This window comes from Chryseobacterium capnotolerans (genome assembly GCF_021278965.1).
GTDB lineage: Bacteria > Bacteroidota > Bacteroidia > Flavobacteriales > Weeksellaceae > Chryseobacterium > Chryseobacterium capnotolerans.
On sequence record NZ_CP065589.1, the window covers coordinates 3,612,347 to 3,638,178 of the forward strand.

The 25,832-nt window shown below is 35.9% G+C and carries 19 protein-coding genes and 1 pseudogene; 2 read left to right on the forward strand and 18 right to left on the reverse strand.

Translation table 11 applies throughout. The annotated features are described in order from the left end of the window. Window positions 1–427: 427 nt before the first annotated feature. The 10 genes and pseudogenes from H5J24_RS17370 to H5J24_RS17415 all read right to left on the reverse strand — a co-directional run bounded on the left by H5J24_RS17370 (window position 428) and on the right by H5J24_RS17415 (window position 14,600). Window positions 428–1,060 (reverse strand): MgtC/SapB family protein, encoded by a 633-nt coding sequence (locus H5J24_RS17370; RefSeq protein WP_068941554.1) that lies wholly within the window; start codon window positions 1,058–1,060, stop codon window positions 428–430. A gap of 117 nt (window positions 1,061–1,177) precedes the next feature. Then, a complete protein-coding gene (locus H5J24_RS17375; RefSeq protein WP_068941552.1) occupies window positions 1,178–2,023 on the reverse strand; it encodes an SH3 domain-containing protein in 846 nt (281 codons plus the stop codon). Window positions 2,024–2,040: 17 nt separating this feature from the next. After that, window positions 2,041–2,868, reverse strand: coding sequence for a 50S ribosomal protein L11 methyltransferase (gene prmA, locus H5J24_RS17380; RefSeq protein WP_068941550.1), 828 nt, complete (start codon window positions 2,866–2,868; stop codon window positions 2,041–2,043). A gap of 296 nt (window positions 2,869–3,164) precedes the next feature. Then, the gene (locus H5J24_RS17385) at window positions 3,165–3,878 is read right to left on the reverse strand and encodes a 3-ketoacyl-ACP reductase (protein ID WP_068941549.1); all 714 of its coding nucleotides are present in this window, start codon (window positions 3,876–3,878) and stop codon (window positions 3,165–3,167) included. Between the two features lie 324 nt (window positions 3,879–4,202). Continuing rightward, window positions 4,203–5,767, reverse strand: a pseudogene (locus tag H5J24_RS17390) (calcineurin-like phosphoesterase C-terminal domain-containing protein). Window positions 5,768–5,815: 48 nt separating this feature from the next. Continuing rightward, window positions 5,816–7,267 (reverse strand): SusD/RagB family nutrient-binding outer membrane lipoprotein, encoded by a 1,452-nt coding sequence (locus H5J24_RS17395; RefSeq protein ID WP_068941546.1) that lies wholly within the window; start codon window positions 7,265–7,267, stop codon window positions 5,816–5,818. A gap of 12 nt (window positions 7,268–7,279) precedes the next feature. Continuing rightward, window positions 7,280–10,138 carry a SusC/RagA family TonB-linked outer membrane protein gene (locus H5J24_RS17400; protein WP_232815726.1) on the reverse strand — a complete coding sequence of 953 codons (2,859 nt, stop codon included), beginning with the start codon at window positions 10,136–10,138 and terminating at the stop codon, window positions 7,280–7,282. A gap of 568 nt (window positions 10,139–10,706) precedes the next feature. Further along, window positions 10,707–10,988 carry a PI-PLC domain-containing protein gene (locus tag H5J24_RS17405; RefSeq protein ID WP_232815727.1) on the reverse strand — a complete coding sequence of 94 codons (282 nt, stop codon included), beginning with the start codon at window positions 10,986–10,988 and terminating at the stop codon, window positions 10,707–10,709. An 8-nt stretch (window positions 10,989–10,996) separates the two neighbouring features. After that, window positions 10,997–11,338, reverse strand: coding sequence for a glycerophosphodiester phosphodiesterase (locus H5J24_RS17410; RefSeq protein WP_232815728.1), 342 nt, complete (start codon window positions 11,336–11,338; stop codon window positions 10,997–10,999). 166 nt (window positions 11,339–11,504) lie between these two features. Continuing rightward, complete coding sequence (locus tag H5J24_RS17415; protein WP_068941539.1) at window positions 11,505–14,600, reverse strand: TonB-dependent receptor; 3,096 nt, start codon at window positions 14,598–14,600, stop codon at window positions 11,505–11,507. Between the two features lie 435 nt (window positions 14,601–15,035). Here H5J24_RS17415 and ligA point away from each other — a divergent pair, with 435 nt between their 5' ends. Next, window positions 15,036–17,042, forward strand: a complete 2,007-nt coding sequence (gene ligA, locus H5J24_RS17420; protein WP_068941537.1) for an NAD-dependent DNA ligase LigA — start codon at window positions 15,036–15,038, stop codon at window positions 17,040–17,042. Between the two features lie 166 nt (window positions 17,043–17,208). Then, window positions 17,209–19,524, forward strand: coding sequence for a T9SS type A sorting domain-containing protein (locus tag H5J24_RS17425; RefSeq protein ID WP_068941535.1), 2,316 nt, complete (start codon window positions 17,209–17,211; stop codon window positions 19,522–19,524). Between the two features lie 71 nt (window positions 19,525–19,595). Here H5J24_RS17425 and H5J24_RS17430 read toward each other — a convergent pair whose 3' ends face one another. From H5J24_RS17430 to kdpC, 8 genes are all read right to left on the reverse strand, one after another. Further along, window positions 19,596–19,754 carry a hypothetical protein gene (locus tag H5J24_RS17430; protein WP_232815729.1) on the reverse strand — a complete coding sequence of 53 codons (159 nt, stop codon included), beginning with the start codon at window positions 19,752–19,754 and terminating at the stop codon, window positions 19,596–19,598. Next, window positions 19,751–20,056, reverse strand: a complete 306-nt coding sequence (locus tag H5J24_RS17435; protein WP_232815730.1) for a hypothetical protein — start codon at window positions 20,054–20,056, stop codon at window positions 19,751–19,753. The genes H5J24_RS17430 and H5J24_RS17435 overlap by 4 nt, the downstream gene beginning before the upstream one ends. Before the next feature lie 157 nt (window positions 20,057–20,213). After that, complete coding sequence (locus tag H5J24_RS17440) at window positions 20,214–20,366, reverse strand: hypothetical protein (protein WP_232815731.1); 153 nt, start codon at window positions 20,364–20,366, stop codon at window positions 20,214–20,216. 21 nt (window positions 20,367–20,387) lie between these two features. Continuing rightward, the gene (locus tag H5J24_RS17445) at window positions 20,388–20,894 is read right to left on the reverse strand and encodes an STM3941 family protein (RefSeq protein ID WP_068941531.1); all 507 of its coding nucleotides are present in this window, start codon (window positions 20,892–20,894) and stop codon (window positions 20,388–20,390) included. Window positions 20,895–20,940: 46 nt separating this feature from the next. Beyond that, window positions 20,941–22,656 carry an ATP-binding protein gene (locus tag H5J24_RS17450; RefSeq protein WP_068941529.1) on the reverse strand — a complete coding sequence of 572 codons (1,716 nt, stop codon included), beginning with the start codon at window positions 22,654–22,656 and terminating at the stop codon, window positions 20,941–20,943. Between the two features lie 91 nt (window positions 22,657–22,747). Then, window positions 22,748–23,857 (reverse strand): histidine kinase, encoded by a 1,110-nt coding sequence (locus H5J24_RS17455; RefSeq protein WP_068941527.1) that lies wholly within the window; start codon window positions 23,855–23,857, stop codon window positions 22,748–22,750. A 45-nt stretch (window positions 23,858–23,902) separates the two neighbouring features. Next, window positions 23,903–24,988 carry a porin gene (locus tag H5J24_RS17460; RefSeq protein WP_068941525.1) on the reverse strand — a complete coding sequence of 362 codons (1,086 nt, stop codon included), beginning with the start codon at window positions 24,986–24,988 and terminating at the stop codon, window positions 23,903–23,905. Between the two features lie 284 nt (window positions 24,989–25,272). Continuing rightward, on the reverse strand, window positions 25,273–25,830 hold the full coding sequence (gene kdpC, locus H5J24_RS17465; protein WP_068941524.1) for a K(+)-transporting ATPase subunit C: 558 nt from the start codon (window positions 25,828–25,830) through the stop codon (window positions 25,273–25,275). Window positions 25,831–25,832 lie beyond the last annotated feature (2 nt).

Genomic DNA, 25,832 nt, shown 5'->3' on the forward strand with positions numbered 1-25,832 from the left:
TAAAACATACCCATCGAGAATCCTTGCAGTAAAGCTGTGAGGATTTTTGTTTATAGAATATTACCCAATAGATATTTTTCTTCTTTTGGATACCCTCAGACGTTTCATCTCTTGAAAATTCCGTTTCACCGGCTGATTTCGCAGGATCAGTTTAGCTTTTCCTAAGGAAGATAATAATTCATACTATTTTTACATGTGTAAGCTTTTACCGGGAACCCTTATAAAAGTTAGTTTTAATTATTATTTAAAGAAACATTGATTAAGCATCAATAAAAATCTTTTTGTGCAAATATTCCTTGTAGCCATTTATGGCTAAACTATACACTTAATCATGTTTGGGTAGGGCTGGATTTTCCAGTCCTATTTTATTTTGTATACTTTAATATTAAAATAAAGCCCTTACACTGATGCAAAGGCTATTTTATTTTTAAAACTTGAATTCATCTATTCCCGGATCATTCAGAAGAAGTTTTGTACAAACTTTGTGATTTCTTGCCGTACCCTGTACCCGCCAGATTGCTGTATATTTATCTCCACTTCTCACCTGCTTTCCCCTGATTGATTTTAAGCCGTTTTCTTTAAAGATATTTTCATATTTTTCTGTTACTCCATCTTCATATGTAAGGGTAATCTGATAGATATACCGGGTACTAATCCTATCGATAATATCCTGAACATATTTGAACATGATAAGTAATAGAAAAACAACAATGGAGCCTATTGTAGCCTCTTGGTAATACCCTGCTCCTATTGTCATTCCCAAAGCAGCACAGATCCAAATGGTAACAGCCGTTGTAAGACCTGAAACTCTATTATCTTCCTTAAAGATGACCCCAGCTCCCACAAAACCTATTCCTGTAATAATATTGGCTGCAATACGGTCCGGACTTCCTGTCTCTCCCAGATTCATAGAAAGCATTGTAAAAATGCAGGCTCCCAGCGTCACCAGTATCATGGTTCGAAGCCCTGCTGACTTCAATTGATATTCTCTTTCAATCCCAATAATTCCACCAACAATCACCGAAAATAAAATAGGAAGGATATCATCTAACACATTCATTGGCTCTGTTTTTTATATGGATAAATGTATTCGATTTTTTTCAATTGGGAAAGAGACATTTTGAACAAAAAAACCGCTGTACAATGACAACGGTTTCATTTATTTTAATCAAAAGGATTATTTAAGTTTATAAGAGCTCCCATTCCAAAGATAGGTTTTCGAAGATTTCTTTTTCTTCTCCCGGTCCTGATCATCAGTTTCCATATCTTCTACTTTCAGGATAAATGCATTAGGAATTCCTCCTTTATCATTTGGAAAAACGTACTCTTCACTATGATAGTAAGCTCCGGCATCTCCTACATTCATCAATTGTGGAAGCAAAATAAGTTTCTTGTCTTTATAGAGAACATATTGATCATAGGCTGCAATACCGCATGCTTCACCAGAAACCATTGCTTTTAAAGTAAATTCTACATCCTGCAGCTTATGGCCGCTTTCAATAGCAAAAGAAGCTGTACTTAACTCTTCTCCTTTCCCAGTATCAAAGGTAACCTCATCAATCAAAACATTTCCTTCCATTACTTTTATTCCGGCAATATTCTGTTTATCAAATTCATTCAAGTCCTTGATTTTCTTATTTACCGTCTTTGATATTCCGAAAAGAAAATCATATCCATTTTTATTACGATAGCCTACACAAAGATTAGCTCCCCAGACATAGCCTTCAGCAACTGCATCTCCTTTCTGATAGGAGATTTTATACCAATTGGCACTTCTTTCTCCCAATTTCAGAGCCGGAATCTCTTCTTCTTTTTTAAGAATCATAATCTGCTGATTGGTCTGTAGTGAATCTAAAATTGGAGCATTAACACCCGGTTCTTTTCTTACTCTTGTCCAATCTGTAAAGATCTTCTGGCTCTTGTTTTCAGTAAAATTAAAAACACCATCTGCATATACTTCATTTTCCTGTGCAGCCAAAAGCTGTATTGTCAGAAAAAATAAAGCAGTCAATAAAGTTTTCATATTTGTTATTTCGTTTTTTATTTTTCAAGCAGTAAGCTTACCCATTCTTCTCTCTGCAGCTGCTTCTTCAGGGTAAGACCACTTTCCTTGCATACTTCCAGAATATCATCTACATCAAAGAAACAAAGTCCGGAAAGCAATAATTTTCCACCTTCATTCAATACAGACACATATGTTGGAATATCTGAAATCAGGATATTTCTGTTGATATTAGCCAAAATGATATCGAAATTCTCACTTCCTAAGTTTTCTGCTGTTCCCTGTTCAATATCTAATTCAACACTGTTTCTAACTGCATTTTCTTTTGAGTTTTCTACAGACCATTCATCAATATCAATTGCTTTGGTATCCCCTGCTCCCTGTTGTTTTGCATAAATTGCCAATACAGAAGTTCCACATCCCATGTCTAACACTTTCTTGCCATTGAAATCAATATCCATCATCTGCTGGATCATCAGGTGTGTAGTAGGGTGATGCCCTGTTCCGAATGACATTTTAGGCTGAATGATAATTTCATGCATTCCCGGTACAGACTCATGGAATTCTGCTCTGATCAATACTTTATCATCAATATTAATGGGTGAGAAGTTTTTTTCCCACTCTTCGTTCCAGTTGATGTTCGGCATTTCTTCAAAAGAATACTCAATTTTTACATTTTCGTTTTCAAAGATCGGAAGTGCTTTAAGCTGATCTTCATTAAATAAATCGGTCTGGATATATCCTAAAATTCCGTGAATTTCCTCTGTAAAGCTGTCAAAACCTATTTCGATAAGCTCTGCCATTAATATCTCGTTCCAAGGTTGCAATGGAGAAATCTTGAAATTGAATTCTAAATAATTTTGCATGTGAATAATTTGCTGCAAAAATACTAATGTTATTACGGTTAAAAAAATGGAAAGGGTAAGTTTTGGATAAAGCTGGTGGATTTTATGTTTTGTGGGATGGATAAAGCCGGTTTCTATTGATTTTGTTATCTCTCGCAGATTGAGCTGATGACACAGATTCTTTTAGGTTTTGGCTAAAACCCTTGGAATGGAAATATTATTAAGAAAGCGGACTAAAGCCCGCTTTTATTGAATTCTTTACCTATAATTTAAAATTGAAATAGTTGTATTATGACAACTTTAAACCTTAGACTATCTTATGGATTTGTAGAGAAAATAGAACCGTTTGCGATGAGCGCTCTTCTGTTCATTTTCAGGATATCTCTTACCCATTCTGCGAAGTCTTCAGGTTGTAGAACCTTATCAGGATTTCCATCTGTAAGTCCGCCTTGGATACTCATATCAGAAGCAATGGTACTTGGTGTCAATGTAATTACACGGATGTTTTGTTTTCTCCATTCTGCCATCATCGACTGAGATAGAGAAACTACAGCTGCTTTTGATGCAGCGTATGCTGACATATTTGGTCCACCTTTTAATCCTGCAGTAGAAGCAACGTTTACGATATCTCCTTCTCCTTTAGCTTTCATAAATGGATGAACGGCTTTAGCTGCATAGTACACTCCAAATAAATTGGTTTTGATCACCTGTTCCCAAGTTTCAGACGGCATCTCTTCAATCGTACCGAAATCTCCGATTCCTGCATTATTGACAAGGATATCTACTCCGCCTAATTTCTCAGCTAAAGTTTCAATTCCTGCCTTTACAGCGGCTTCATCATCAATAGAGAATATTGCATATGCAGAATTTACTCCTAGTTTCTGAATTTCTTCAACTGTATTTTTAAGATTTTCTTCGTTTCTTCCTGTAATGGCAACGTTCACTCCTTCATTCGCTAAAGCTAGTGCTACAGCTTTCCCTAGTCCTCTTCCACCACCTGTTACAATGGCATTTTTTCCGTTTATATTCATAGTAGTAATACTTTTATAACACAAAGTTACGAAAGAACATTTTTATGGAATGGAAAGAAAGGAGATTTAATAGTTTTTTAATGGTTTTGAATAGATATTGAGTCCTTGAATTTTACCTAAGGTAAAAAGAATTTTATGAAAAGGGTAAGTTTAGGCTAAAGCCATTAGAAGATGGTATTATTAATAAAGTGGGCTAATTGATTTTTTACTAAAAAATAGATATTCAGTTGTTCTCCATAAGCTTTAAGCCTCAAAAAAAAATAAAACCGGCTCGTTATAAACCGGTTTATACATCTAAAAAAAGTATAGTAAAAAATGAAAAGCTTAAGGAATCTGGATGGCGTTCTGTACTTCAAATTCTTCTGAAGTGGAGAACTGGTTTCCGTACATGTCTACGGCTCTAACCTCAACTTTATGTTTTCCCAGGGTTAGTTTTTTTGGAAAATCTGCTTCCCAGATATGTTTTGACAATTCAGGATTGGAAGGTCTTCTTCCCTGTAGGATTTTCTCTGTGGTATCCCACTTGAAAACAGACAGAGCAAAGTTTGGATCTATGGTTTCGTCATACTCCATTTCTTCCCATTTCCCATTGTCTATTCTGTACTCTACTTTATCTTTTTTACTTCCCATAAAGAAGTTAGCCAAGACTTTTGCAGAGGTTTTTGATGGAAACGGAATCACTTTCGGAACATATAATTTGATCTGATAATCTTCCGGTTTTCCGGCAGTTTTATATTTTACTTTGTATTGATTATCGGTAAAGCTGATGAAAGAATATCCTTTTGCCGTTCCATCTCTCATGGTTGAGGTAGGAAGTCCAGCTTCGTCAGCTGTTCCGGAATACCAGTCTCCACAAGTAGTTCCTACGTTGTATTCATGCAATTCTTTGATGCCGTTCCAGCCTGCTTTTTTCCATAGAAAATTTGCTGTTGGATGTGAGTATGTGCTGATAAAAGCAATACATTCTGGAAAGGATTGAGGAAATCGAATAATTTCTGACGGTCTGCGTTTCTGAAACTATCTTCATTATGATGTTCTAATGGAATATGGAAGGATACTACAATCAGTTTGCTTTTATCCACTAATTTCAGATCGTTTTCAATGAACTGAAGCTGATCTTCACGGAATCCACCCCAATAGCCTTTTCCATCTCTTGGATCGGGATACAAAATATCATCAAGGATAATGAAGTGTACATTTCCATAGTTGAATGAGTAATTGGCAGGACCGAAGTTGGATTCAAAGGTTTCATCTGAAAGTTGATCGTCTTTGGCATCATAGTTCATATCATGATTTCCCATTACGTTATACCAAGGCAATCCTACTTCCTTCATCACATCAGCATAAGGCTTCTGCAAGCTCAGGTTATCTCCTACCAAATCTCCCAAACTGATTCCCAAAACTGCATTCTTTTTGGTATTTTTCACTTCGTTTACGATTCCTCTCTTAAAATAATCCAGTTCTTTCTCTGTATAAGGCTGAGGATCTCCAAAAACCAGAATATCAAAGTTTTTATTTTCATTCTGCTGATAAAGAGGAAAATTCAATTCTTTAGGAAGTTCACCTGTTGGAGCTACTCCTTTATATTTAAAATCTACCGGGGAACCTTTTGGTTTATGGTGATAGTAAAACTGTGGCAGATTATTACTGTTCAACGCAGTTTGGTAGCCTGATGGTTTGATGACAAAAATAGTCTGATCTTCCTGAACAGGCAGGCTGTAACGCCCATTTTTATCCGTTAATACCACCTGAACACCATTAGAAACTGCTACTCCTTCAATTCCTTTTTCCCGGTTTTCTTTCTTTTGATTTTTATTGCTGTCTTCATACACATATCCTGAAAGGGAAGACTGAGAAAAAGCCATTACTGAAACCAGCATACACGGCATTAATAGTTTTATATTAATATTCATTTTTTATTTTTTTATTAATTATACTTATTTGCTCCACCATACTTTTACATTGATGTCATCTCCACCCATCTGCTGCACTGCTGCCTGGTAGTTGTCTTTATTCAATACCCTTGTGGTAGGCGGATACATTAGTCTTTGAGGAAGGTTTCCACCATTTAAAAGACCACCATTATTAGGAAGTGCCGGAAAGCCGGTTCTTCTTTTTTCAAACCATTGCTGCTGGTCTACAAAGAATAAGGCTACATATTTCTGAAGCATAATTTTCTTCATATCTCCGGTTCCAAATGCTACTGCCGGGTTATCAAAATAGTTAGCAGGCACTACAGCTCCCCATTGTTCGATAGCTGCTTTTACTCCATTTTCATAGTAAGTTTTTGCATTTCCTGAGATAATTCCTTTGAATGCCAGTTCTGCTAAGGTCAACTGAAGTTCTGCATATGGATACACTAAAAGTTTCAAAGGTGCTTTTGCAAGGTTTTGGTTAAGGTTGGATGGCTGGTAACCAAATACGGTTCCAAATGCATACCCAGACGGCGCTCCAATATATCCCAGATTAGCATTCGTTTTAGGATCTTTTGCCTGAGAGAAGAACATCGCCAAACGTGGGTCATTATTTGCTTTCAATGTTTCTACGAAGAATTCTGAAGCGGCTCTACCTGTTGTAAAATCCTGAGGTCTTGCGATAGGCGGCATTAGTGGGAAAATTCCTGTGATATCTACTTTTACACCATCTGCATTACTTTGAAAAATAGGATAGGTTGCAGGGTTATTTACAATCTCCTGGATTCTTTCTCTAACATTAACTTCTCCATCTTTGCTTAAAATTCTTGTCAATAATCTTAAAGAAAGAGAATTACAGAATTTTTTCCAATTGGTAATTCCATTGACATCTGAATCTGCTTTAAAGAATATATCTCCTCCTGTAAGTGTTTTATTGCTTATAAAAAGAGCATTGGCTGCTTTCAAATCATCTAATAATTTCACATAAATATCTTTTTGCCTGTCGAATTTCGGATACATCACCTTATCATCCAGCTGGGATGCTTCGGAAAACGGAATATCTCCGTAGGTATCGGTAAGATTGGAATAAATCCATGCATTCAATACCATTGAAATAGCCTGATAGTTTTTATCCCCTTCAGAAATTGAGGCTTTTTTAAGATCATCCACCTGTTTTAGCCATCGGTAAGAATTATCCCAGAAACCATTTCCTGTTTTTTCTGTTAAATAGTAGCGGCTCAATGAGTTTCCTTCATTAGGAAAATCCAGAGAAACCTGCATAATATCAAAGGTAAAATCATTGGATCTGTTATACCCTACCGTCGCCATATTGTATTGGATAGGAACCAGCAAAGCACTGGCAACTGGTACATTAATTCTACTGGTATCTTTATTGATCTCATCAAGACTTCTATCACAAGAAACAGTACTGCCCACAAGAGTAAGAAATGAACATATATAGATTATCTTTTTCATTTTTTTCTGATTTTAAAATTTAACATTTAACTGAAACCCAATAGTCCTTGCCTGAGGCAGCTGCCCCATCTCAACTCCTGGTGTAATGGTGGAATCATCCAAAGTAGCTGCTTCCGGATCAAATAAAGGAAACTTCGTCCACATCCAAAGGTTTCTTCCGAATACCGCAAGGGTAATATCTGTAAGTTTTAAAGGTTCAACAATTGATTTCGGGAAAGAATAAGAGATTCTGGCATCCCTCAGCTTAAGGAATGAAGTGTCAAAAGAATTGGTTTCTATGTTTGCTCTTCTGTAGTAATCCCCGTAATAAGTAGAAACAGGAACTCCTTTTGTATTTGGAGAAAAGGTTCCATCAGGGTTTTGAACAACTCCCTGCCCAACAATTAAACCTCCGGGATTGTCTCTTCCTACAAGGGTATGGGCAAGTTTTCCTTGCTCGGACATTTTGTGATGTGAGTGTGAGTAAGCAATTCCCTTATATTGCCCGTCAAATGAAAAACTCACTGTAATATTTTTGTATCTGAATTCGTTCTGAAGACCTGCTCTCCACTTCGGATAAGCATTTCCTATTTTTTTCATTTCGGTTGACTTAGCTGTTAAGCCGTCTTTTGCATCATAGATCACTTGTCCGTCCGGTGAATACAATAATCCCGCTCCGTACATATCTCCTAAAGAACCTCCTACTACAGCATCGTAGAATACTACACCTCCTACACTTCCCATGGTATAAGGTTTTCCTTGATATTCTTCAGGAAGGGATAGTATCTTATTTCTGTTCATGGACCAATTGGCATTTACGCTCCATGAGAAATTTTTATTCTTGATTGGATAAGCATTTAGGGTCATTTCAATCCCTCTGTTTCTCAGCTCACCGGCATTGATAATTCTTTTATTATACCCTGTTTCAAGCAGCATTGGGATAATAATCGACTGATCTTTAGAATTATTCTGATAGGCTGTAAAGTTAAATGTCAACCTGTTTTTAAGAAGGGTGAAATCCATACCTCCTTCAATATTGGTAATCATCTCAGGTTTCAGGTTTGGATTCGGATAAAGTAATGGTGATTCTACAGAGCCTACAAATCCACTGTTCTCGTAATACTTATCAAGCATATAAGTATATGTATCATTTCCTACTTTAGACCATGATAATCTCAGTTTCCAGAAGTTGAATTTGTCTGATTTTAATTTAAAGATATCCGATAAAATAAAGGATGATGATACAGACGGGTAAAAATAAGACCTGTTATGGGCCGGGAGCGTACTGCTCCAGTCATTTCTTGCCGTTACATCCAGGAAGATCATGTCTTTATAACTGAAATTTGCTAATGCATATACACTGTTTACCTGATTATCATTAGGTTTTGGAAGTTTGTATTCTACCTGAGTGGCATTAGAAAGCTGATAAAGTCCTGCTTTATTAAGGCCATTTCCTCTATAATCATTCATAGTATATTCATGATATCTGATGTTTCCTCCCGCTGAAGCGGTTAATCCGATGTTTCCGAATTTGTTTTTGTAGGTCAATAAAACATCATTATTCAGATCCATATACCTGATGTATTGCTCTCTGTAATACCCTTTAGCATAATTTGCGGAGCTCCACGGTCTTCTTTGAGTACGGAATTCATTGTTCCATTCCAAACCGGTTTTATAGGCCACATCAAGATTTTTAGCCAATTGGTAGCTGATATTAATATTTCCTGTAATTGTTTTTTTATTGGTCCCATTCAGATTTTCATAGGCAATCAGATAAGGATTGTCAATATAGGAACTGAAAGGGTGAATCTGATCTACCTGATCTTGTCCTTTCTTCCAGATAGGTCTGTACCAGGCAAGATCAACGTTTGGATTCTGGAAAATCATAAAATAAGAGATCGACTGGTTGTTATATCCTGTTGCAGGAAGGTTATCACTTTTCGTCTGACTAAAGTTCACTTTAGTTCCTATCTTTAATCTACTGCTTAGTTTATGATCTAATGATAAAGCCACATTGAATCTGTCTAGGCCTGTATTAGGCATCATCCATTCATTTTTCAGATAGCTAAGGGATGTCCTGAATGCCGTAGTTTCATTGGAATGCTCTACTGATAGACTGTTTGAATAATTAGACCCCACCTGCCAGAAGTCTTTAATGTTATTTTTATAAGGTCTCCAAAGCTGTCTTTCCAGGCTTTGTCCCTCTACATTGGGGTCATATTGAAAGTAGTACTGTCCGTCAAACTTCGGTCCGAAGGCACTACTCGTAGAACCTGTATTCACTCCATCAGCAGATGCTCCATAAGAATAATAATAATTCCCGTTTTTATCTTTCTGCTGAGTTCCCTGTCCGTATTCATACTGATAATCCGGCCATTTCAGTACGGAATCATAACTTGAATAAGAATTGAAGGCTACCTGAACTTTTCCTTTTTTGCTTTTTCCAGATTTAGTGGTAATCATAATAGCTCCTCTTGAACCTCTTGAACCATATAATGCGGATGCTGTAGGCCCTTTAAGGATAGAAATGGATTCTATATCATCAGGATTGATACTGTTGAAACTATCACCATAATCAATAGGTAAATCACCACCTGAGCCTGCTCCATAAGCTGCAGTTCCGGTCCCTGTTTTTTTTCCACTCAAAGGAACGCCATCCACAACAATCAAAGCATCATTATTTCCCATACTCATGGAAATGTCTCCTCGCAGGGTGATACGGCTTGTGCCTAAAGGTCCTGCTCCGGCAGTCTGAATCTTTAATCCGGCCACTTTCCCTTCTAAAGCCTGTGCCCAGTTGTTATTCTGAGTTCTTAGAATTTCCTCAGAGTTAACAGTCTGGGTAGAGTACCCTAAAGACTTGTCGTGCCTTTTGATACCCAAAGCAGTCACTACTACTTCGTCTAGTCCTTTAACCGTATCTTTTTTGCTTTCTGCTGAGCCGTCAGATTGGCACTGAATAGTCCTAACAGTGACAAAACCAACAACTTTTGTGTCTCTTTACGCATATCCTTTTTGTTTGCGCAAAATTAAACCGACATTATGAGTATGGTTTTAACAACGCTTTAACGTTTATTAAATGTTTATTGAATAAAATATTAAGTATTCCTTAACAATATTAGACATTCCGTTGACTATTAATCAATTAAGAAATTAAGAATTTTTAACACTATTTTGAAATTCTATTTATTACTGTATCTTTATTGTCTTGCCCTGAGATAATATAAGGTCAAAACAATTGAATACATTGATTTCATGATCTTTGTGAGCAGGAATTTATATAAAACAAAAAGTCTATCCTTGAAAGGACAGACTTTGGAAAATTATTGGTTCTTGTTTGCTTGCTATTATTTATTTTTAAGCTGTTCAGGAATGTTTGTAGTTACAAAGCCTATTCCCTGCTTTTTCAATTCATCATATACAGCGGCATCATTTACTGTCCAAGAATTGGTGATCAATCCTAAAGTTTTAGCTTCAGCAATCCAGGTTGGGTTTTTCTGGAAAACACTGTAGTGATAATCCATCCCATCAAGACCTTCTTTTTGATCTGCTCCGGTGACAACTCTCCGTTCAGATACTGAACTTTAAATGCTGGGGCTATTTTTTTTATCTCCTTGCAGATATTCAGGCTGAAAGAAATAAATTCACTTTGAGATTCCAGCTTCATATCTTTAATCATCTTAATGGTCTTCTGGGTAATCTCATTTTCGATTTCAGGAGTTTTTGCCGGCTTGATCTCCACGATCAGTTTTACGGAAGCATCTTTTTTCCTTGCTTCAGATAATCTTTTAAAGTAGGAAACTTTTCCCCGTTTGATAATTTCAAAGCTTCCAATTCCTTGAATGATGTTTCAGAGATTTCCATCTTTCCATGGTGCTCATCATGATTGATAACCAATACTCCGTCTTTGGTCATTCTCACATCAAATTCGGAACCGTAAACTTTTAATTTCTGAGCATTTTCTAATGATTGAATAGAATTTTCAGTTGTAGGGGGCTGAGCCTGGAAATATCCTCTATGGGCAATGATCTGGGTTTGTGCTTTCATTAAAACTGTACTTAAAACTGCTAACCCTAAGATAAAATTTTTCATAATATAATTTAGATAATTAAAACAAAGTCCTCAAACTTTTGATAAAGGTAATTATTATGGGACTTATTAAGAAATATAAAACCACAAAAGAAAGCTCTTACTAGCGTATTTTATATACTGTCTCTTAAAAACGCTGTCTTTTGTGGCTACTAACTATAATTATTGATTAAAAACTATATTTCGCTCCAATCTGAATCTGGTATGGATTCCCTGATAAAGGGGCTAAACCGTTACCGCTGACATTTTTTGTATATTCAAATCTTTTGGTCACAGGATCAAAACTTTTAATTCTGTACATTGAGACATTTCCGTACGATTCATTTACGCCCCATTCTTTATTAAGCAAATTGGCTACATTGAAGATATCTACAGAAAGTTCAAATGCTCCGATTTTATCAAATTTTATCTTCTTGGCTATACGTAAATCCCAAACTCCATAGAATCCGTTCTTGCCTCCGTTACGTTCTGCAATTTTACCGTTGTATTCGCTCACATAATCTTTCAATGCTTTTCCTACATTAGGGTCATCTATTATAGATTGAGCTATATTCGGGAAGAGATACGCAAGGTCATTGCTATCCACAAAATCTCCGTTAATATTTCCTCCTGCTGTCATAGAGAAACGCGTTCCACCGATTCCTGAATATCTGATTCCTAATGTAAATCCTGCAATGGTAGGTGAGTTACCATAGATAACTACTTTATTTCGGAACTGGTTATCAGAATATGACATTCTTAAATCTCTCGGATCTCCCTGAACCATTGTAGATAGCGTTGCTGAATTGGCTACGTTTCCGTTGTATGAAGTATTGTCTTTAATATCCGACCATGTATAACTTGCCGTGATCTCTCCATCTTTCCAATAACGGTAGCTGGTATCCAATACAAACGAGAACTGGTTTACTTTACCATCGCTTACCAATTCCAATACTCTTCCGAAGTTCTTATTGATTCGTCCTTCTTTCCAGTCAATTTTTGCACCGTTTATCGCAGAGGTAGGAACATAAACCCCTCTTCCTCCTTCATTATCCAATGTAAAGAATGGATTAGCAACCATGTTTCTATCATAATAATAGTAGTTATTTCTACCTAAAGCCATGTAGGCTGCCAATCCGGCCCTGAATCTATCATTAAAGAAGTGGGTATAGGAAATATTCGCCTTGTAAACGATTGGAATTTTAGCATCTTTACCTGTATAATTGATGGTTGGAACCTGCTCCTTAGCAAGCGTAGGAATTGAACCGTAATTATTTCTATAACTATTAAAATCCGGTGTTAGCCCCACAGTTGCAGGATCTACATCTACTGTAGCAAGGTGTTTTCCATCAAATACAAGATTATTGATAATCATATAATTGTTGATATCTGAAGAGAATATCCCTGCTCCAAATTTCAGGAAATCTTTATTTTGTTCGTTGATATTCCACTCAAACTGGAATCTTGGCTGGATAACGAAAGATTTGATCTTATTATCTGTTCTGATCCCCATTTCATCAAGTAATTTCTGATTGAGCTCTGCTTTTGGATACCCGCCATAATCTAACCTCAAACCAGCCATTAAATCTAATCCTTTGGCTATTTTAGTCTGAAATTGTCCATAAACACCAATATTCCAGATATTAGATCTCACTGACGGATCATCCATTAAAGGAACTTCCCTATAATACCTGTAAGGTTTAAGATTATCAAAATTATCAAGACTGCTTATCTTTTTATCCGGATCATCCTTGAAATGAAATCTTCCGTTTACTTCACTTCCATACACCGATTTTGAAGTGGTAAACATGAGATCAGCACCGAAAGTATATTTTACTTTATCCGTATTGTAATATAAGTTATCTACGATCTGGAATACATTATTTCTAAAACTTTCCTGGGCAAAACGGTGTCCGCCGATCTGGATATTTGTAGATCCGGCACTTGATGCCACTCCTTCTACAATAGCTCTTGGTACAGGTCTTCCTAATTCATCATTTTGATAACTGTTTTGGAAGGTATACAAATACTGAGCTTTCAATTCATTGGTTAAATTAGGCTTTAGGTTTGACCTTAAAGTCAATAATAAGCTATTGTCAAGGTTTTTATCATTCCCGTAAGATTCAAAGAAGTTGATACTGGTATTATCTCCTAAACCGTTTTTATTGAGATCATAAGTGAAATTATTTCTCAATGTCAACAAATGCTTCTCATTGATCTGCCAGTCTAAACGTAAAAATGCAGCATCAGAGTTTCTTACTTTATCAAAGCTTCCAAACTGAGGCGTATTTCCTACTCCATACTTAGCTCTTGCAATGTCTAAAAACTTATTAAGTGTTTCTGTTGTGGTATTAAATCTCTTTTCATCCTCCTTAGACCTGATATCTGCAATAATCAAAGGTCTTGAATCTAACTGATGATCCCATGCTACGAAAAAGTGCAATTTATTTTTGATGACAGGTCCCCCCAAAGAGAATCCGAACTGAGAAGTAGAGAAATCATTCTGTCTTTTGTTTCCTCTGATGTCATAAGGGCTGGAAAGCCAGTTGGCTCTTAAATACTCCCATGCACTTCCGGAAAATTTATTGGTACCGGATTTGGTAACGGCACTTACCGTTCCGCCACCGCTTCTCCCCAAGGTTACATCATATTGGTTGGTCGTAATTTTAAATTCACGTACTGCTTCAATGGAGATAGAGAAAGGCGCCCCGCTTCGACTGGTTGTAGATCCTGCAGAAGTTGGATTTTTAGCCGTCATTCCGTCAATAGTAAAGTTAGTAGAAGATCCCAGCTGTCCGGAAAGATTTCCTCCTTTTCCACTTAGAGGAGACAGTTCCGTAAGATTGGTAAAATTTCTTCCATTCACAGGAAGGATACCGATATTCTTTGCAGAGATCGCTGTAGCAGCCCCCAGGTTTCCGATCTTGTTCTTCAGGTTTCCGGTAATTCTTACTTCTTCAATATGCTTTTCATTACCCAAATCCATGTTTACAGTCACCTGATCACCAAAGTTCACATTGAACCCTTCTTTCTTATCTTCATTTACAATAACTGTATATGGCCCGCCAAGAGGAATCTCCTTAAAGATATATTCCCCTTTTGAGTTCGTTTCTGTTTCCGTTCTGAACCCTGTAGATTCATTGACGATGGTCACTTTCACTTTTTCCTGAGCGGAACTTCCCGGTCCGGTTACTTTTCCTACAATGGAAGCCTGCGTAGTCTGTGCATACGCCATTGTTCCTAATCCTAAAAACAATAACCCCAGTACAATCTTTACTTTTCTCATGACATTAAATTAGATGTGCAAAGGTATTTTGACTTTGATAGGCTTCTGTTTAAGGGAGTTTTAACATTTTTTTAATTAAATTGGAACGTTATGTTAAATAATTTTAAACAACTGTTTTATTTTGTACAGGATCAGTTGATTGAAGCATGTTACGGATTATTAATTTTCCGGTAATATTTAATTCCGTTATTTTTTAAATGAAATTATGTCATGGTTCTGAGCTTTATATTTTTAACGCAGAATTCACAAAGACTTTTATTTTGATGAGTTGTATACGTTCGCAATCGCATTAATACTCAGCTAAGAGATCTGTAGTATATATCCTTATAAAGCCGAAAATTCTATTTAAAAATGCTTATGTATTCTTTTCCGTTTAAAATTTTCGCTTCAAATTTCCACTACTTTAGTTATTTTTGCTCAAAAGATATAAACCTGATGTCTGAAAACATTCAACAAAAAATAGAACAGCTCCGCAAAGAGCTGCACCAGCATAACGAAAGCTACTACCTTCTGGATACTCCTACCATTACAGATTACGAATTTGACATGTTACTGGAGCAACTTCAGGATCTGGAAGCCAAGCACCCTGAGTTTTATGATGAAAACTCACCTTCAATGCGTGTAGGAGGCGGCATTACAAAGGTATTCCCTACCATCCAGCACAAATTCAGAATGTACTCTCTGGATAATTCTTATGATTTTGATGATCTGGAAGACTGGGAAAAAAGGATTATTAAAACTATTGATGACCCTGTAGAATTTGTAGCTGAATTAAAGTATGACGGAGCATCTATCTCCATTCTTTATGAAAACGGGAAACTTACCCAAGCTGTAACTCGTGGTGATGGTTTTCAAGGAGATGAAATCACTCCGAACGTACGTACCATCTCGGATATTCCATTGACGTTAAAAGGGGACTTCCCTTCGCAATTCTTTATGCGCGGTGAGATTTATTTAACGAGAAAGAATTTTGATAAGCTTAATCAACTTCGTGAAGAGGAAGGATTAGATCCATTCATGAATCCTAGAAATACAGCAAGTGGAAGTTTAAAAATGCAGGATAGTGCTGAGGTAAGAAAACGTTCTCTTTCTTCTGTATTATATCAGTATATTTCTGATGAAACTCCTGCGGAAACTCATTGGGAATTATTGCAAAAGGCACAAAGCTGGGGGTTCAAAACCTCACAACAGGCAAAACTTTGTAAAACCCTGGATGAGGTAAAGGAATTCATCACTTTCTGGGACACGGAGCGTCATAATCTGCCATTTGAAATTGATGGAATTGTATTAAAGGTTAATTCTTTACAACAACAAAGACAGCTTGGATATACTGCCAAATCTCCGCGTTGGGCTATGGCTTATAAATTTAAGGCTGAAAAGGTAGAAACCGAGCTTCAAAGCGTTTCTTACCAGGTAGGAAGAACCGGAGCGATTACTCCTGTGGCTAACTTAAAACCTGTTTTATTAGCAGGAACGATTGTCAAAAGAGCCTCTTTACATAATGAAGATATCATCAAGAAACTTGATCTTCATGAAAATGATTTTGTCTATGTAGAAAAAGGAGGGGAAATTATTCCGAAGATCGTTGGGGTAAATACGGATAAAAGAACTGATGAAAGCAGAGAAATAGAATATATTAAACACTGCCCGGAATGTGGAACTGAACTGGTAAAAATTGAGGACCAGGCTATCCATTTCTGTCCAAACGAACTTCATTGCCCGCCACAGGTTGTAGGAAGAATGATTCACTACGTTTCCAGAAAGGCTTTAAATATTGATAATCTCGGGAGTGAAACCATCGAACAGCTTTACAGAGAAAAACTGATTGAAAATCCTGCTGATTTCTATGCTTTAACTAAAGAACAGCTTCTCCCATTGGAAAGAATGGCGGAGAAATCTGCTCAGAATATCATTACAGGAATTGAAAAATCTAAGGAAATTCCATTTGAAAAGGTATTGTACGGAATTGGGATCAAGCATGTAGGAGAAACAGTTGCTAAAAAACTGGTGAAAAACTTCCCTACGATTGAGGAATTAAAGAATGCTTCTGTAGAAGAACTTTGCCAGGTAGAAGACATCGGAACTAAAATCGCTTTAAGTATTGAAGAGTTTTTCAAAAACACTGAAAACCTATTGATGATTGAGCGCCTGAAATCTTACGGAGTACAGCTTGAAAAAGGAGAAAGCACCAATGAAGTATTATCTAATGTTTTAGAAGGAAAGACTTTCCTTTTCACTGGTAAATTATCCCTATTTACCAGAGAAGCAGCTGAAGAAATGGTAGAGAATCATGGTGGAAAGAATATTTCTGCCGTTTCTAAAAACCTTAACTATCTTGTGGTTGGGGAAAAAGCAGGAAGCAAGCTGAAAAAAGCTCAGGATATCGGAACAATTGAAATTTTGGATGAGCAACAGTTTCTGGATTTGATTGAGAAACAGTAAAGAATTTACATACCAACTTACATGATAATAGGCTGCGAAGAGTTTTCGCAGCCTTTATTGTTTTCAAAGCTTATAAAGCACTCAAAATCAAGTAGAAAAATAGCATTAAAAAAAACATCAAAGTAATTCTTTAAAAGTTTACATTTGCTGAAAATTAAACTAACCCATGAAAAAAATTTACTTAGTCCTTCTCATGACTATGTTTTCCGCTCTGCAAGCGCAGATTGTTAATATTCCTGATGCCAATTTCAAAAGTATTCTGCTATCTAATGTACCTAATGCTTTTTTGGCCTATGATCTTATGAATAGTCCCACTATCATTGATAAAAACCATGATGGAGAAATTCAATTATCTGAAGCAGCCAATATTACAAAACTAAACATCCAAGTAATTAATTTTCCGGCTAATTATTCTCAACTATTCAACAACCTCGTTTCAATGGAAGGAATACAAAGCTTTACCAATCTGACTTCTCTTGATATAGATGGTCTTCCATTATTACAAACCTTAGATTTGAGTAATAATACCCTATTATATAACCTGGAAGTTAGCAGATGCTATGTTCTTTCATCATTAAACCTTCAAGGGTGCAGCCAGCTACATGATATGGATATCTTTTACAGTAAGATAGCTTCCATTAATTTATCCGGACTAACCAACTTATATCAAGTGAATATGTCGCTATGTCAACTTGAGAATATCTATTTGAATAATAATACGAATCTCAACTCCTTAAACTTAGCAGTGAATAATCTGCAGACAATACCTATAAATCAAACCCCTAATTTAAAATTTCTGACCCTTACACAAAACCAAATCAACACACTTGATTTCAGTGGTTTTCCAAAGTTAGAAGCCTTGGGGGTAGGTACCAATAAGTTTACCACCATTGATTTGTCACAAAATAAAAACCTTACGAGCTTTTATTGTGATAAAAATCCTTTTCTTCAGTCATTGTTCATTAAAAATGGAATTCATAACTTCGATTCTACTTCTATTTATCCTTCAAGCTTCACAGATACTCCAAACCTTGTTTACATCTGTGCTGATGATTTTGAAATTCCTAACATTATTTCTTTATTACCATCTGCAAATACGTGTGTTGTCAACTCATACTGTTCATTTACTCCTGGAGGTATATTTTACAACATCCAGGGAAATACCAAAGTAGATGCCAATAATAATGGCTGTGATGCCAATGATGCCAACAAAGCTTTCCAAAAGTTCAGCATAACAGGAGGTGGAATTACAGGAACTATGATTGCCAATACATCCGGAGATTTTTCTCTTTCAGTACAGCCAGGCAGCCATACAATGACTCCTATTCTTGAAAATCCTGCGTACTTTACTATTTCCCCTTCAAGCATTACTGCCACTTTCCCTCAACAGACAAGTCCATTTATTCAAAATTTCTGTATAACTCCGAATGGTGTTCACAATGATTTAGAAACAGTAATTGTACCTGTAACTGCAGCTTCACCTGGCTTTGAATCAAAATATAAGATTATTTTCAAAAACAAAGGGAATACCACACAATCAGGTACTCTTGTATTTAATTATAATGAGAATATTACTGATTATATGAGTGCTACGCTTTCACCCACCTCTCAATCTTCCGGAACATTGAACTGGAATTTCACCAATCTTCTTCCTTTTGAAACAAGAGAAATCATAGTTACTCTAAAATTAAATACACCTACACAAACTCCTGCAGTGAATGGTGGAGATATTCTTCATTATACAGCACAAATCAACGGGGCTACAGATGAAACGCCAGCTGACAATAATTTTTCTTTAAACCAAACGGTTGTCAATTCTTTTGATCCTAATGATAAAACCTGTCTTGAAGGAACTTCTATTGCACAAACCCAAGTTGGAGACTATGTTCATTACTTAATCCGATTTGAAAATACAGGGACAGCCAATGCCAGAAATATTGTAGTAAAGGATGAAATTGACATTTCAAAGTTTGATATTTCGTCTTTAGTTCCTTTGAATGGAAGCCATAATTATGTCACAAGAATAACAAATCCTAATATCGTAGAGTTTATTTTTGAAAATATTCAGCTTCCTTTTGATGATGCTAATAATGATGGATATGTAGCCTTCAAAATAAAGACAAAGTCCACCTTGAATACTGGAGATTCTTTCAGTAATACGGCTAAGATCTACTTTGATTACAACGCTCCTATTGTTACCAATACCTATACAACATCCATTGCAAGTACTTTGGCTACTTCAGAGGTCAAAAATAATAAGAATACCATCAGTATTTACCCTAACCCGGTAAAAGATATATTGTATATCCAATCTCCAGATGAAGTAACTAAAGCTGAAATTTACGATGTAGCTGGCAGACTTATTAATTCTATGGGGGCAAAAGGAAATTCTATAAATATTTCGGACCTCCCTAAAGGAAATTATCTGATTAAGCTATTCTTAAAAGATAAAGTTTCTGTTCAGAAATTCATTAAAGAGTAAACTTATAAAAACTACTATATACAAAAGGCTGCGAAGAGTTTTCGCAGCCTTTTGTATTTTAATCAATATGTTTATTTAAAAACAAGAATCGTATAGCGATAATTCTTTACATCTTTTGGAGTAACCAACCTGATGTGTTCTTTATTTTTAAAATAATCTACATAAGAATCTTTGGTAATCGTCTTCCCTTTTTCAGTCTCTTTGAATCCGGACTTCAGAATGATTGTCACATATTCATCATATTCTTTTTATTTATGAATTCATATTCAATCCTGTCATCAGATTTGTCCTCATATTCAAACTTTCCGATTTTGGATTGATAGTCTGCTGATTCATATTCAGCCAGCACAAATCCTAAGCCTTCTGTTTTGTCATAAAATTTATAATTACGACTTTTCATTTCCTTTTTAAAATCAGCCATTCCCAATTTGTTGAATGCGCCGAGCTGTTCTAAAGTAAAAGTCTGAGCAGAAAGTTGAATGCTTAAAGTTATACAGAATAATACAGCGAATAAACTTACGATTTTCTTCATTTTGTTAATTTGGTCACAAATATAAGAAATAACACACCTTTCAATTTATTTTTCGCCTAGCCATTCTTCAATATCTTGATTGGCTTTATCTTCAGTAAGATATGCTTTGTTTTTATACTCTTCTTTTGCTTCAGCTACCCTTTCTTTTTGAGCTTCATTAAGCATTAAGAATGTATTCGTTCTGATCTAATTCAAAATCTAAAATATTCTGAATCTCTTCAACGATTCTGGCTTCTTTTAATTGAGCGATACGATTGATTAAATCAAGTTTTAAGTCTGGCGTATTCACCATCAATGAATTGATAATCAAATTTATAAAATCTTAACAATCCTACAAATTATAAGGTCTTATTCTGCTATTCAACAGCTCCAGTAGAACCTTTGCTTTTACATTCAAAATATCAGTCTGAATACTATAACGGATTCCTTTTAAATGAGGAAATACTGTTAAAGCCACCTTATCTATGACATTCTCATTTTCTTTAGGCTTCTTCATGATCACATAAATATATTCTGAAGTCTTAATCCCATAATGCCGAACATCCGATATAAAAAACAAGGCTACATCGTCAAAACGGATAAACGTAGGCTTTCTTAATACATTATAAACAATAATCTGCTTATCAGTTACTGTCAATAAGGGTTCTGTTCGTACCAACAGCAGTATTGAGTACAATATTCCAAATGAGAAAAGAGTAATCCCAAGAGAAAGTATCACGATTACAAAGAGACTTTCATTTTCGAAGTTAATTTGAGAAAGGCCTATCGTAAAAACAGATGAAATAATCAGCAGAATAATGCTTTTAATTTTACTGGAATAAAAATGATGCTCTTTCATATGCTCTCTCGTTTCTATATTTGAGATGATTCAAATATAGAAAACTTTAAGCAATGGGAAGTCTGAAATAAAATGTACTTCCGTTATTCAGAGCACTGCTTACTCCAATCTCACCGTTCTGTTTTTCAATAAAATTCTTAGAAATAGCCAATCCAAGACCTGTTCCGTTCTGATGTTCTCCCGGAACCTGAAAATAGCGGTCAAAGATCTGACGGTGATACTTTTCATCAATTCCACTTCCTGTGTCAATAATATTAAACTGGATAAAATCCTCTATCCTTTGTACAAGAACTTTAATTTCTTCATCCTGGAAAGAATGTTTTACTGCATTGGTGAGAAAATTATTCATTACCCACACGGTTTTGTCAAAATCAGCGGTTACAAAATCTGTATCTTCTAACTGATATTCTGCATGGATTGAAATATTCTTCTGCTCTGCCAGTTTTTCAACATTTTTCACAGCGGTTTGTACAATTTCCTTAGGCGAGCATTTTTCAACGGTTAATCTGATATTTCCGGATTCTACTTGCGAAAGATTAAGGAGTTCACCAGTAATATCCAACAACCGCTGTCCATCTTCATTGATACTCTTCAATAATTCCTGCTGCTGTTCATTCAACTCACCGAATTTTTGGTTTCCTAGTAACTGTACACCCATTTTTATAGCAGAAATCGGAGTTTTCAGCTCATGGGAAATGGTTGCGATGAAATTGGTCTTAGCAAAATCTAACTCTTTGAAAGGGGTAATATTTCTCAGTAAAATTACTTTCCCGATATATTTCTTTTCCTTCTCCCCTGTTTTAACAATATTAATAGGGACAATATCCTGTTCAAAATAATTTTCCTTATTATCTCTAACAATCTTGATGGGATCTTTTACCGGATGATCAATATTTTTCAGCAGCTCGCGCATCAGATCGTTATTAATAGCTACTTCATGAGCCGTTTTTCCGATAATATCTTCTTTATGGAGATTCGTGATTTTTAAAGCTTCATCATTAATCATGTAGATAAAATGATTCTCATCTAAACCAATCACAGCATCATGCATATTATTCACCAGGGTTTCGATCCTTTTTTTCTCCATCAGCTGTTTAGAGAGACTGCTGCTCTCATATTCCTGAAGCTTTTCTGCCATCACATTAAAGGAGTCTGCAAGGCTGTTGAATTCCTCACTTCCTTTAAAATGAACTCTTTCATTATAGTTTTTATCAGCAATCTGTCTGATACTGAATGTTAGCTGATTGATAGGCTCTGCAATGGTTTGAGGCAGATTGAACAACAGAATAAAAGCAATCAGAAAACAAACCGTTCCCAGGCTGACAATCCAAAAAGTAGCATTTTCAGCTGTAATAATAGCGATGTCACTTTTACGCTCAATCCCTTTCATATTCAAAGACATGATTTTGGCCAGATCTTCCCGGATCAGCTTCTCTTTATTGGTTGTAGGTTCTTTTAAATAACTGTTGAAATGAAGGTTCAGGTTCTGAGTAGCTTCCTTTTCCCCAAATTCGGTAAGGTTTTTTTCCTGCAATTTATTGTTCTTCTTAAAATCGGCTATAGCCACTACACTGTCTGTACTGATATGATCCAGGGCCAGAAGCATGTTTTTAGAAAATTCAAGGCTGTTATAATTGGCTGTAAGAATCTTTTCTGTGTCAGATTTCAGTTTATTAATATATACAGAACCTATGACTGAAAGCAGGACGATCAGTAAAAATAAAAGGCCAACGCCTAGGGTAAGTTTTGTTTTAAGTTTCATATCAAGATACTTACTGTTTTTTAAAAGACATATGCAATCGCGTCATCTTTATTGGTGCTTGTGTTTCCAAATCATTGCGATTTCATTACTTTTACGATAAAATAATAATATCTACCTGTCTTTCATTCAGCCTGTTCATTAAAGTGTAGATCCAGCTGTACCCGAACAGACGCTGCCAGAGTTTTGCATGGGGTTTCCCGATGCATACTGTGGTAATGTTATGGGCAATTACATATTCAAGGATTCCGTTATGAACACTGCTTTCTTTGATTCTTACAACCTTGGCTCCCAATTCTTGTGCTAAATTAAAATTATTAATCAAATACCGCTGCTTGTCCAGGGCTATTTTTTCGGGGTTCTCAGAAGGTTTCTGAATATAGAGAACCGTCCACGGGCTATTATAGTAACTTGCCAGCCTAGCCGTTTTCCTGATGATCGTTTTCGCAATCTTCTCATTGCTGCTGATACAGGCCAGGAATTTGATGGGTTTGAAATTCTCAGTTTTAATTTCAGTTTCTACTTTCCTTTCTACGTGTGTTGCTACTTCTTTCAATGCAAGCTCACGAAGTTGAAGAATATGTCCGCTCTGGAAAAAGTTACTGAGGGCGGTCTGAATTTTCTCTTTTTTATAGATTTTCCCTTCTTTCAAACGGGTAAGCAGTTCATCGGCTGTAAGGTCGATATTCACGACTTCATCAGCTAAAGCTAAGATTTTATCCGGTACACGCTCAGCCACTTCAACGCCTGTTATTTTCTTTACTTCTTCATTAAGGCTTTCAATATGCTGAATATTCATGGCACTGATGACATTAATCCCGTTATCCAGAATCTCCAGCACATCCTGCCATCTTTTTTTATTTTTAGAACCTTCCACATTGGTATGAGCCAGCTCATCTACAAGAACCACCTCCGGATGTTCATTGATAATAGCCTGGAGGTCCATTTCCTCCAGGTTCTTACCTTTATAAAAGACTGATTTTCTTCCAATTTCCGGAATTCCGTCTACCAAAGCTACCGTTTCTTCACGGTCATGGGTTTCTATATAGCCAATCTTTACATCAATGCCGTTTCGTAAGAGAGCATGGGCCTCCTGCAGCATTCGGAAGGTCTTCCCAACACCCGCACTCATCCCTATATAAATTTTAAACTTCCCTTTTCGGGACTTTTGGATGAGTTCTAAAAAATGTTTTGCTGATGACATTGATTTGATTCTTTTTAGTTTTATTTTAAACACTTTTTCATTTGGTTAAAACCACACCGCTAAACTTGTTGTAACGAAGAAATTTCCCTTTCTGAAATCATCATTTTTCGCAAAGATGGCATCCTTAGAAGTAAACCCTCTTGCTTCTGTACGGAAAACAACATTTTTAAATACAGCATAATCTACATTCAGTGAATATCCGAAGGTTTGAAAACCATTAGGCGTTCCTGTACTGATAATCACTCCGTTTTTATCGTTATAATATTCCAATCTTCCTGCCAGCGCCCATTTATCGTTAACCTGATATTTTGCCTGTACGTTCGGGCTGTACCAGATATTATACTGTTCACTTCCTTTGATCTTCTGCTCAGCACCGATATCAAATCCTAATAAAGCCGAAAATTGATCTGTTAACTGAAAACTTCCATACAAATCATGGAAATAACGCATTCTTTTCTCATCTTTCGCTTTATCATTCCCAATAAATGAACTGCTGTTCAAAGTTATTTTATCATTCGGTTTGTATGTTACCTGATGTCCAAAAGAAATACTTTGGTTTCCTTTTACTTTGGCAATACGCTGCCAGCCATTTAATACTAATCCGCTTACAAACCATTTCCCATTGTCTGAAGTATAAGAGATTTTAGCTCCGGTTTCAAAATAAGGCGAATTTTCAGCAGCAAAACTTCTCGTCAGATTAATATTATCTTTTCCTATAGCACTTTCCCAACCGATATGAGAAGGCATGATTCCAGCATCAATCCATAGGTTTTTATTTTTGGATATTTTAATTCCTACATTTGCTTCGTTGATATATCGTAAAGCTTCCTGCTCCGCAGCCATATTATCCTGAGCATAAGTTCCGCCCATTAATGCAAGGTTCGCCCGGATATGATCACTTTGATAATTAGCCTTTATAAGCCCCAAGTTGAGGTTTACCTCATTATGTCTGTTGTACGAGTATAAAAAATTCTGGCGAAGATGATTTCCCGGCTCATTAAAATCATAAGTATAAAAGAGTTCCGCATAAGCCGAAAATGTAACTTTAGGTTCTGTTTTTAATGAATCTGATGTTTGTGCTTTTGAGAAGAAAACGCCCAATAGCAATCCTATAATAGTATATTTTTTCACGTTAATTTAGAATTATTTGAGTACAGGACAGAAAGTATATTCCTTTGATAAAGTTAACCATTAAGAAAGAATTAAGAAATTAAGAAGAAATGGATTATAAGCGAATGATAAGTGGTAATATTTTGAAATTTTAGATTTTCTTGCTTATCCTTAATTCTTTCGATATTCTTAATGGTATAATGTATCTAACAATATTTTAAATTCTGCTGTACAATTATTTTAATTAAGAACCATGTCAAGGTTTAAAACCTTGACATGGTTCGTTCAAGATTAATTGATTATTTTTATTTTAATTGGTCTAAAGCGATATTAAGCTTTAAAACATTAATTTTTGAAGGTCCGAAAAGCCCTAAAAACGGTTTCTGAGTCTGATCTTTAATTAAGGCATTAATCTTCTCTACAGAAAGGTTTCTCACTTTGGAAATTCTTTTGGCCTGATATAAAGCTCCCTCTTCTGAAATATCTGGATCCAAACCACTTCCACTAGCCGTAACCAGTTCTACCGGTACTTTAGCACTTCCCATTTCAGGATTTTGCAATTTCAAAGTATCTATTCTCTTCTGTACGGTTTCCAGATATTCATCATTGCTTGGACCTTTATTGCTACCTCCGCTTCCTGCAGCATTATAATTTACAGAAGATGGACGGCCATGGAAATATTTTTCAGATTTAAATTCCTGCCCTACATTGGCGTAGAATTTCTGTCCTTTATAATTAATGATCTCTGCATTTCCCTGGGTAGGCAATACTTTTGATCCGGCATATACAACAATCAGATAAATTCCTACAATGGCTGCCATAACAAGGCTTAATCTGAATGCTGAAACAATATGATTTTTCATTT

Coding starts and splice junctions, on each gene's coding strand:
- H5J24_RS17370 (WP_068941554.1), bottom strand. CDS start 1,060: ATGAATGTGTTAGATGATATCCTTCCTATTTTATTTTCGGTGATTGTT.
- H5J24_RS17375 (WP_068941552.1), bottom strand. CDS start 2,023: ATGAAAACTTTATTGACTGCTTTATTTTTTCTGACAATACAGCTTTTG.
- prmA (WP_068941550.1), bottom strand. CDS start 2,868: ATGCAAAATTATTTAGAATTCAATTTCAAGATTTCTCCATTGCAACCT.
- H5J24_RS17385 (WP_068941549.1), bottom strand. CDS start 3,878: ATGAATATAAACGGAAAAAATGCCATTGTAACAGGTGGTGGAAGAGGA.
- H5J24_RS17395 (WP_068941546.1), bottom strand. CDS start 7,267: ATGAAAAAGATAATCTATATATGTTCATTTCTTACTCTTGTGGGCAGT.
- H5J24_RS17410 (WP_232815728.1), bottom strand. CDS start 11,338: ATGAAAAATTTTATCTTAGGGTTAGCAGTTTTAAGTACAGTTTTAATG.
- H5J24_RS17415 (WP_068941539.1), bottom strand. CDS start 14,600: ATGAGAAAAGTAAAGATTGTACTGGGGTTATTGTTTTTAGGATTAGGA.
- ligA (WP_068941537.1), top strand. CDS start 15,036: ATGTCTGAAAACATTCAACAAAAAATAGAACAGCTCCGCAAAGAGCTG.
- H5J24_RS17425 (WP_068941535.1), top strand. CDS start 17,209: ATGAAAAAAATTTACTTAGTCCTTCTCATGACTATGTTTTCCGCTCTG.
- H5J24_RS17435 (WP_232815730.1), bottom strand. CDS start 20,056: ATGAAGAAAATCGTAAGTTTATTCGCTGTATTATTCTGTATAACTTTA.
- H5J24_RS17445 (WP_068941531.1), bottom strand. CDS start 20,894: ATGAAAGAGCATCATTTTTATTCCAGTAAAATTAAAAGCATTATTCTG.
- H5J24_RS17450 (WP_068941529.1), bottom strand. CDS start 22,656: ATGAAACTTAAAACAAAACTTACCCTAGGCGTTGGCCTTTTATTTTTA.
- H5J24_RS17455 (WP_068941527.1), bottom strand. CDS start 23,857: ATGTCATCAGCAAAACATTTTTTAGAACTCATCCAAAAGTCCCGAAAA.
- kdpC (WP_068941524.1), bottom strand. CDS start 25,830: ATGAAAAATCATATTGTTTCAGCATTCAGATTAAGCCTTGTTATGGCA.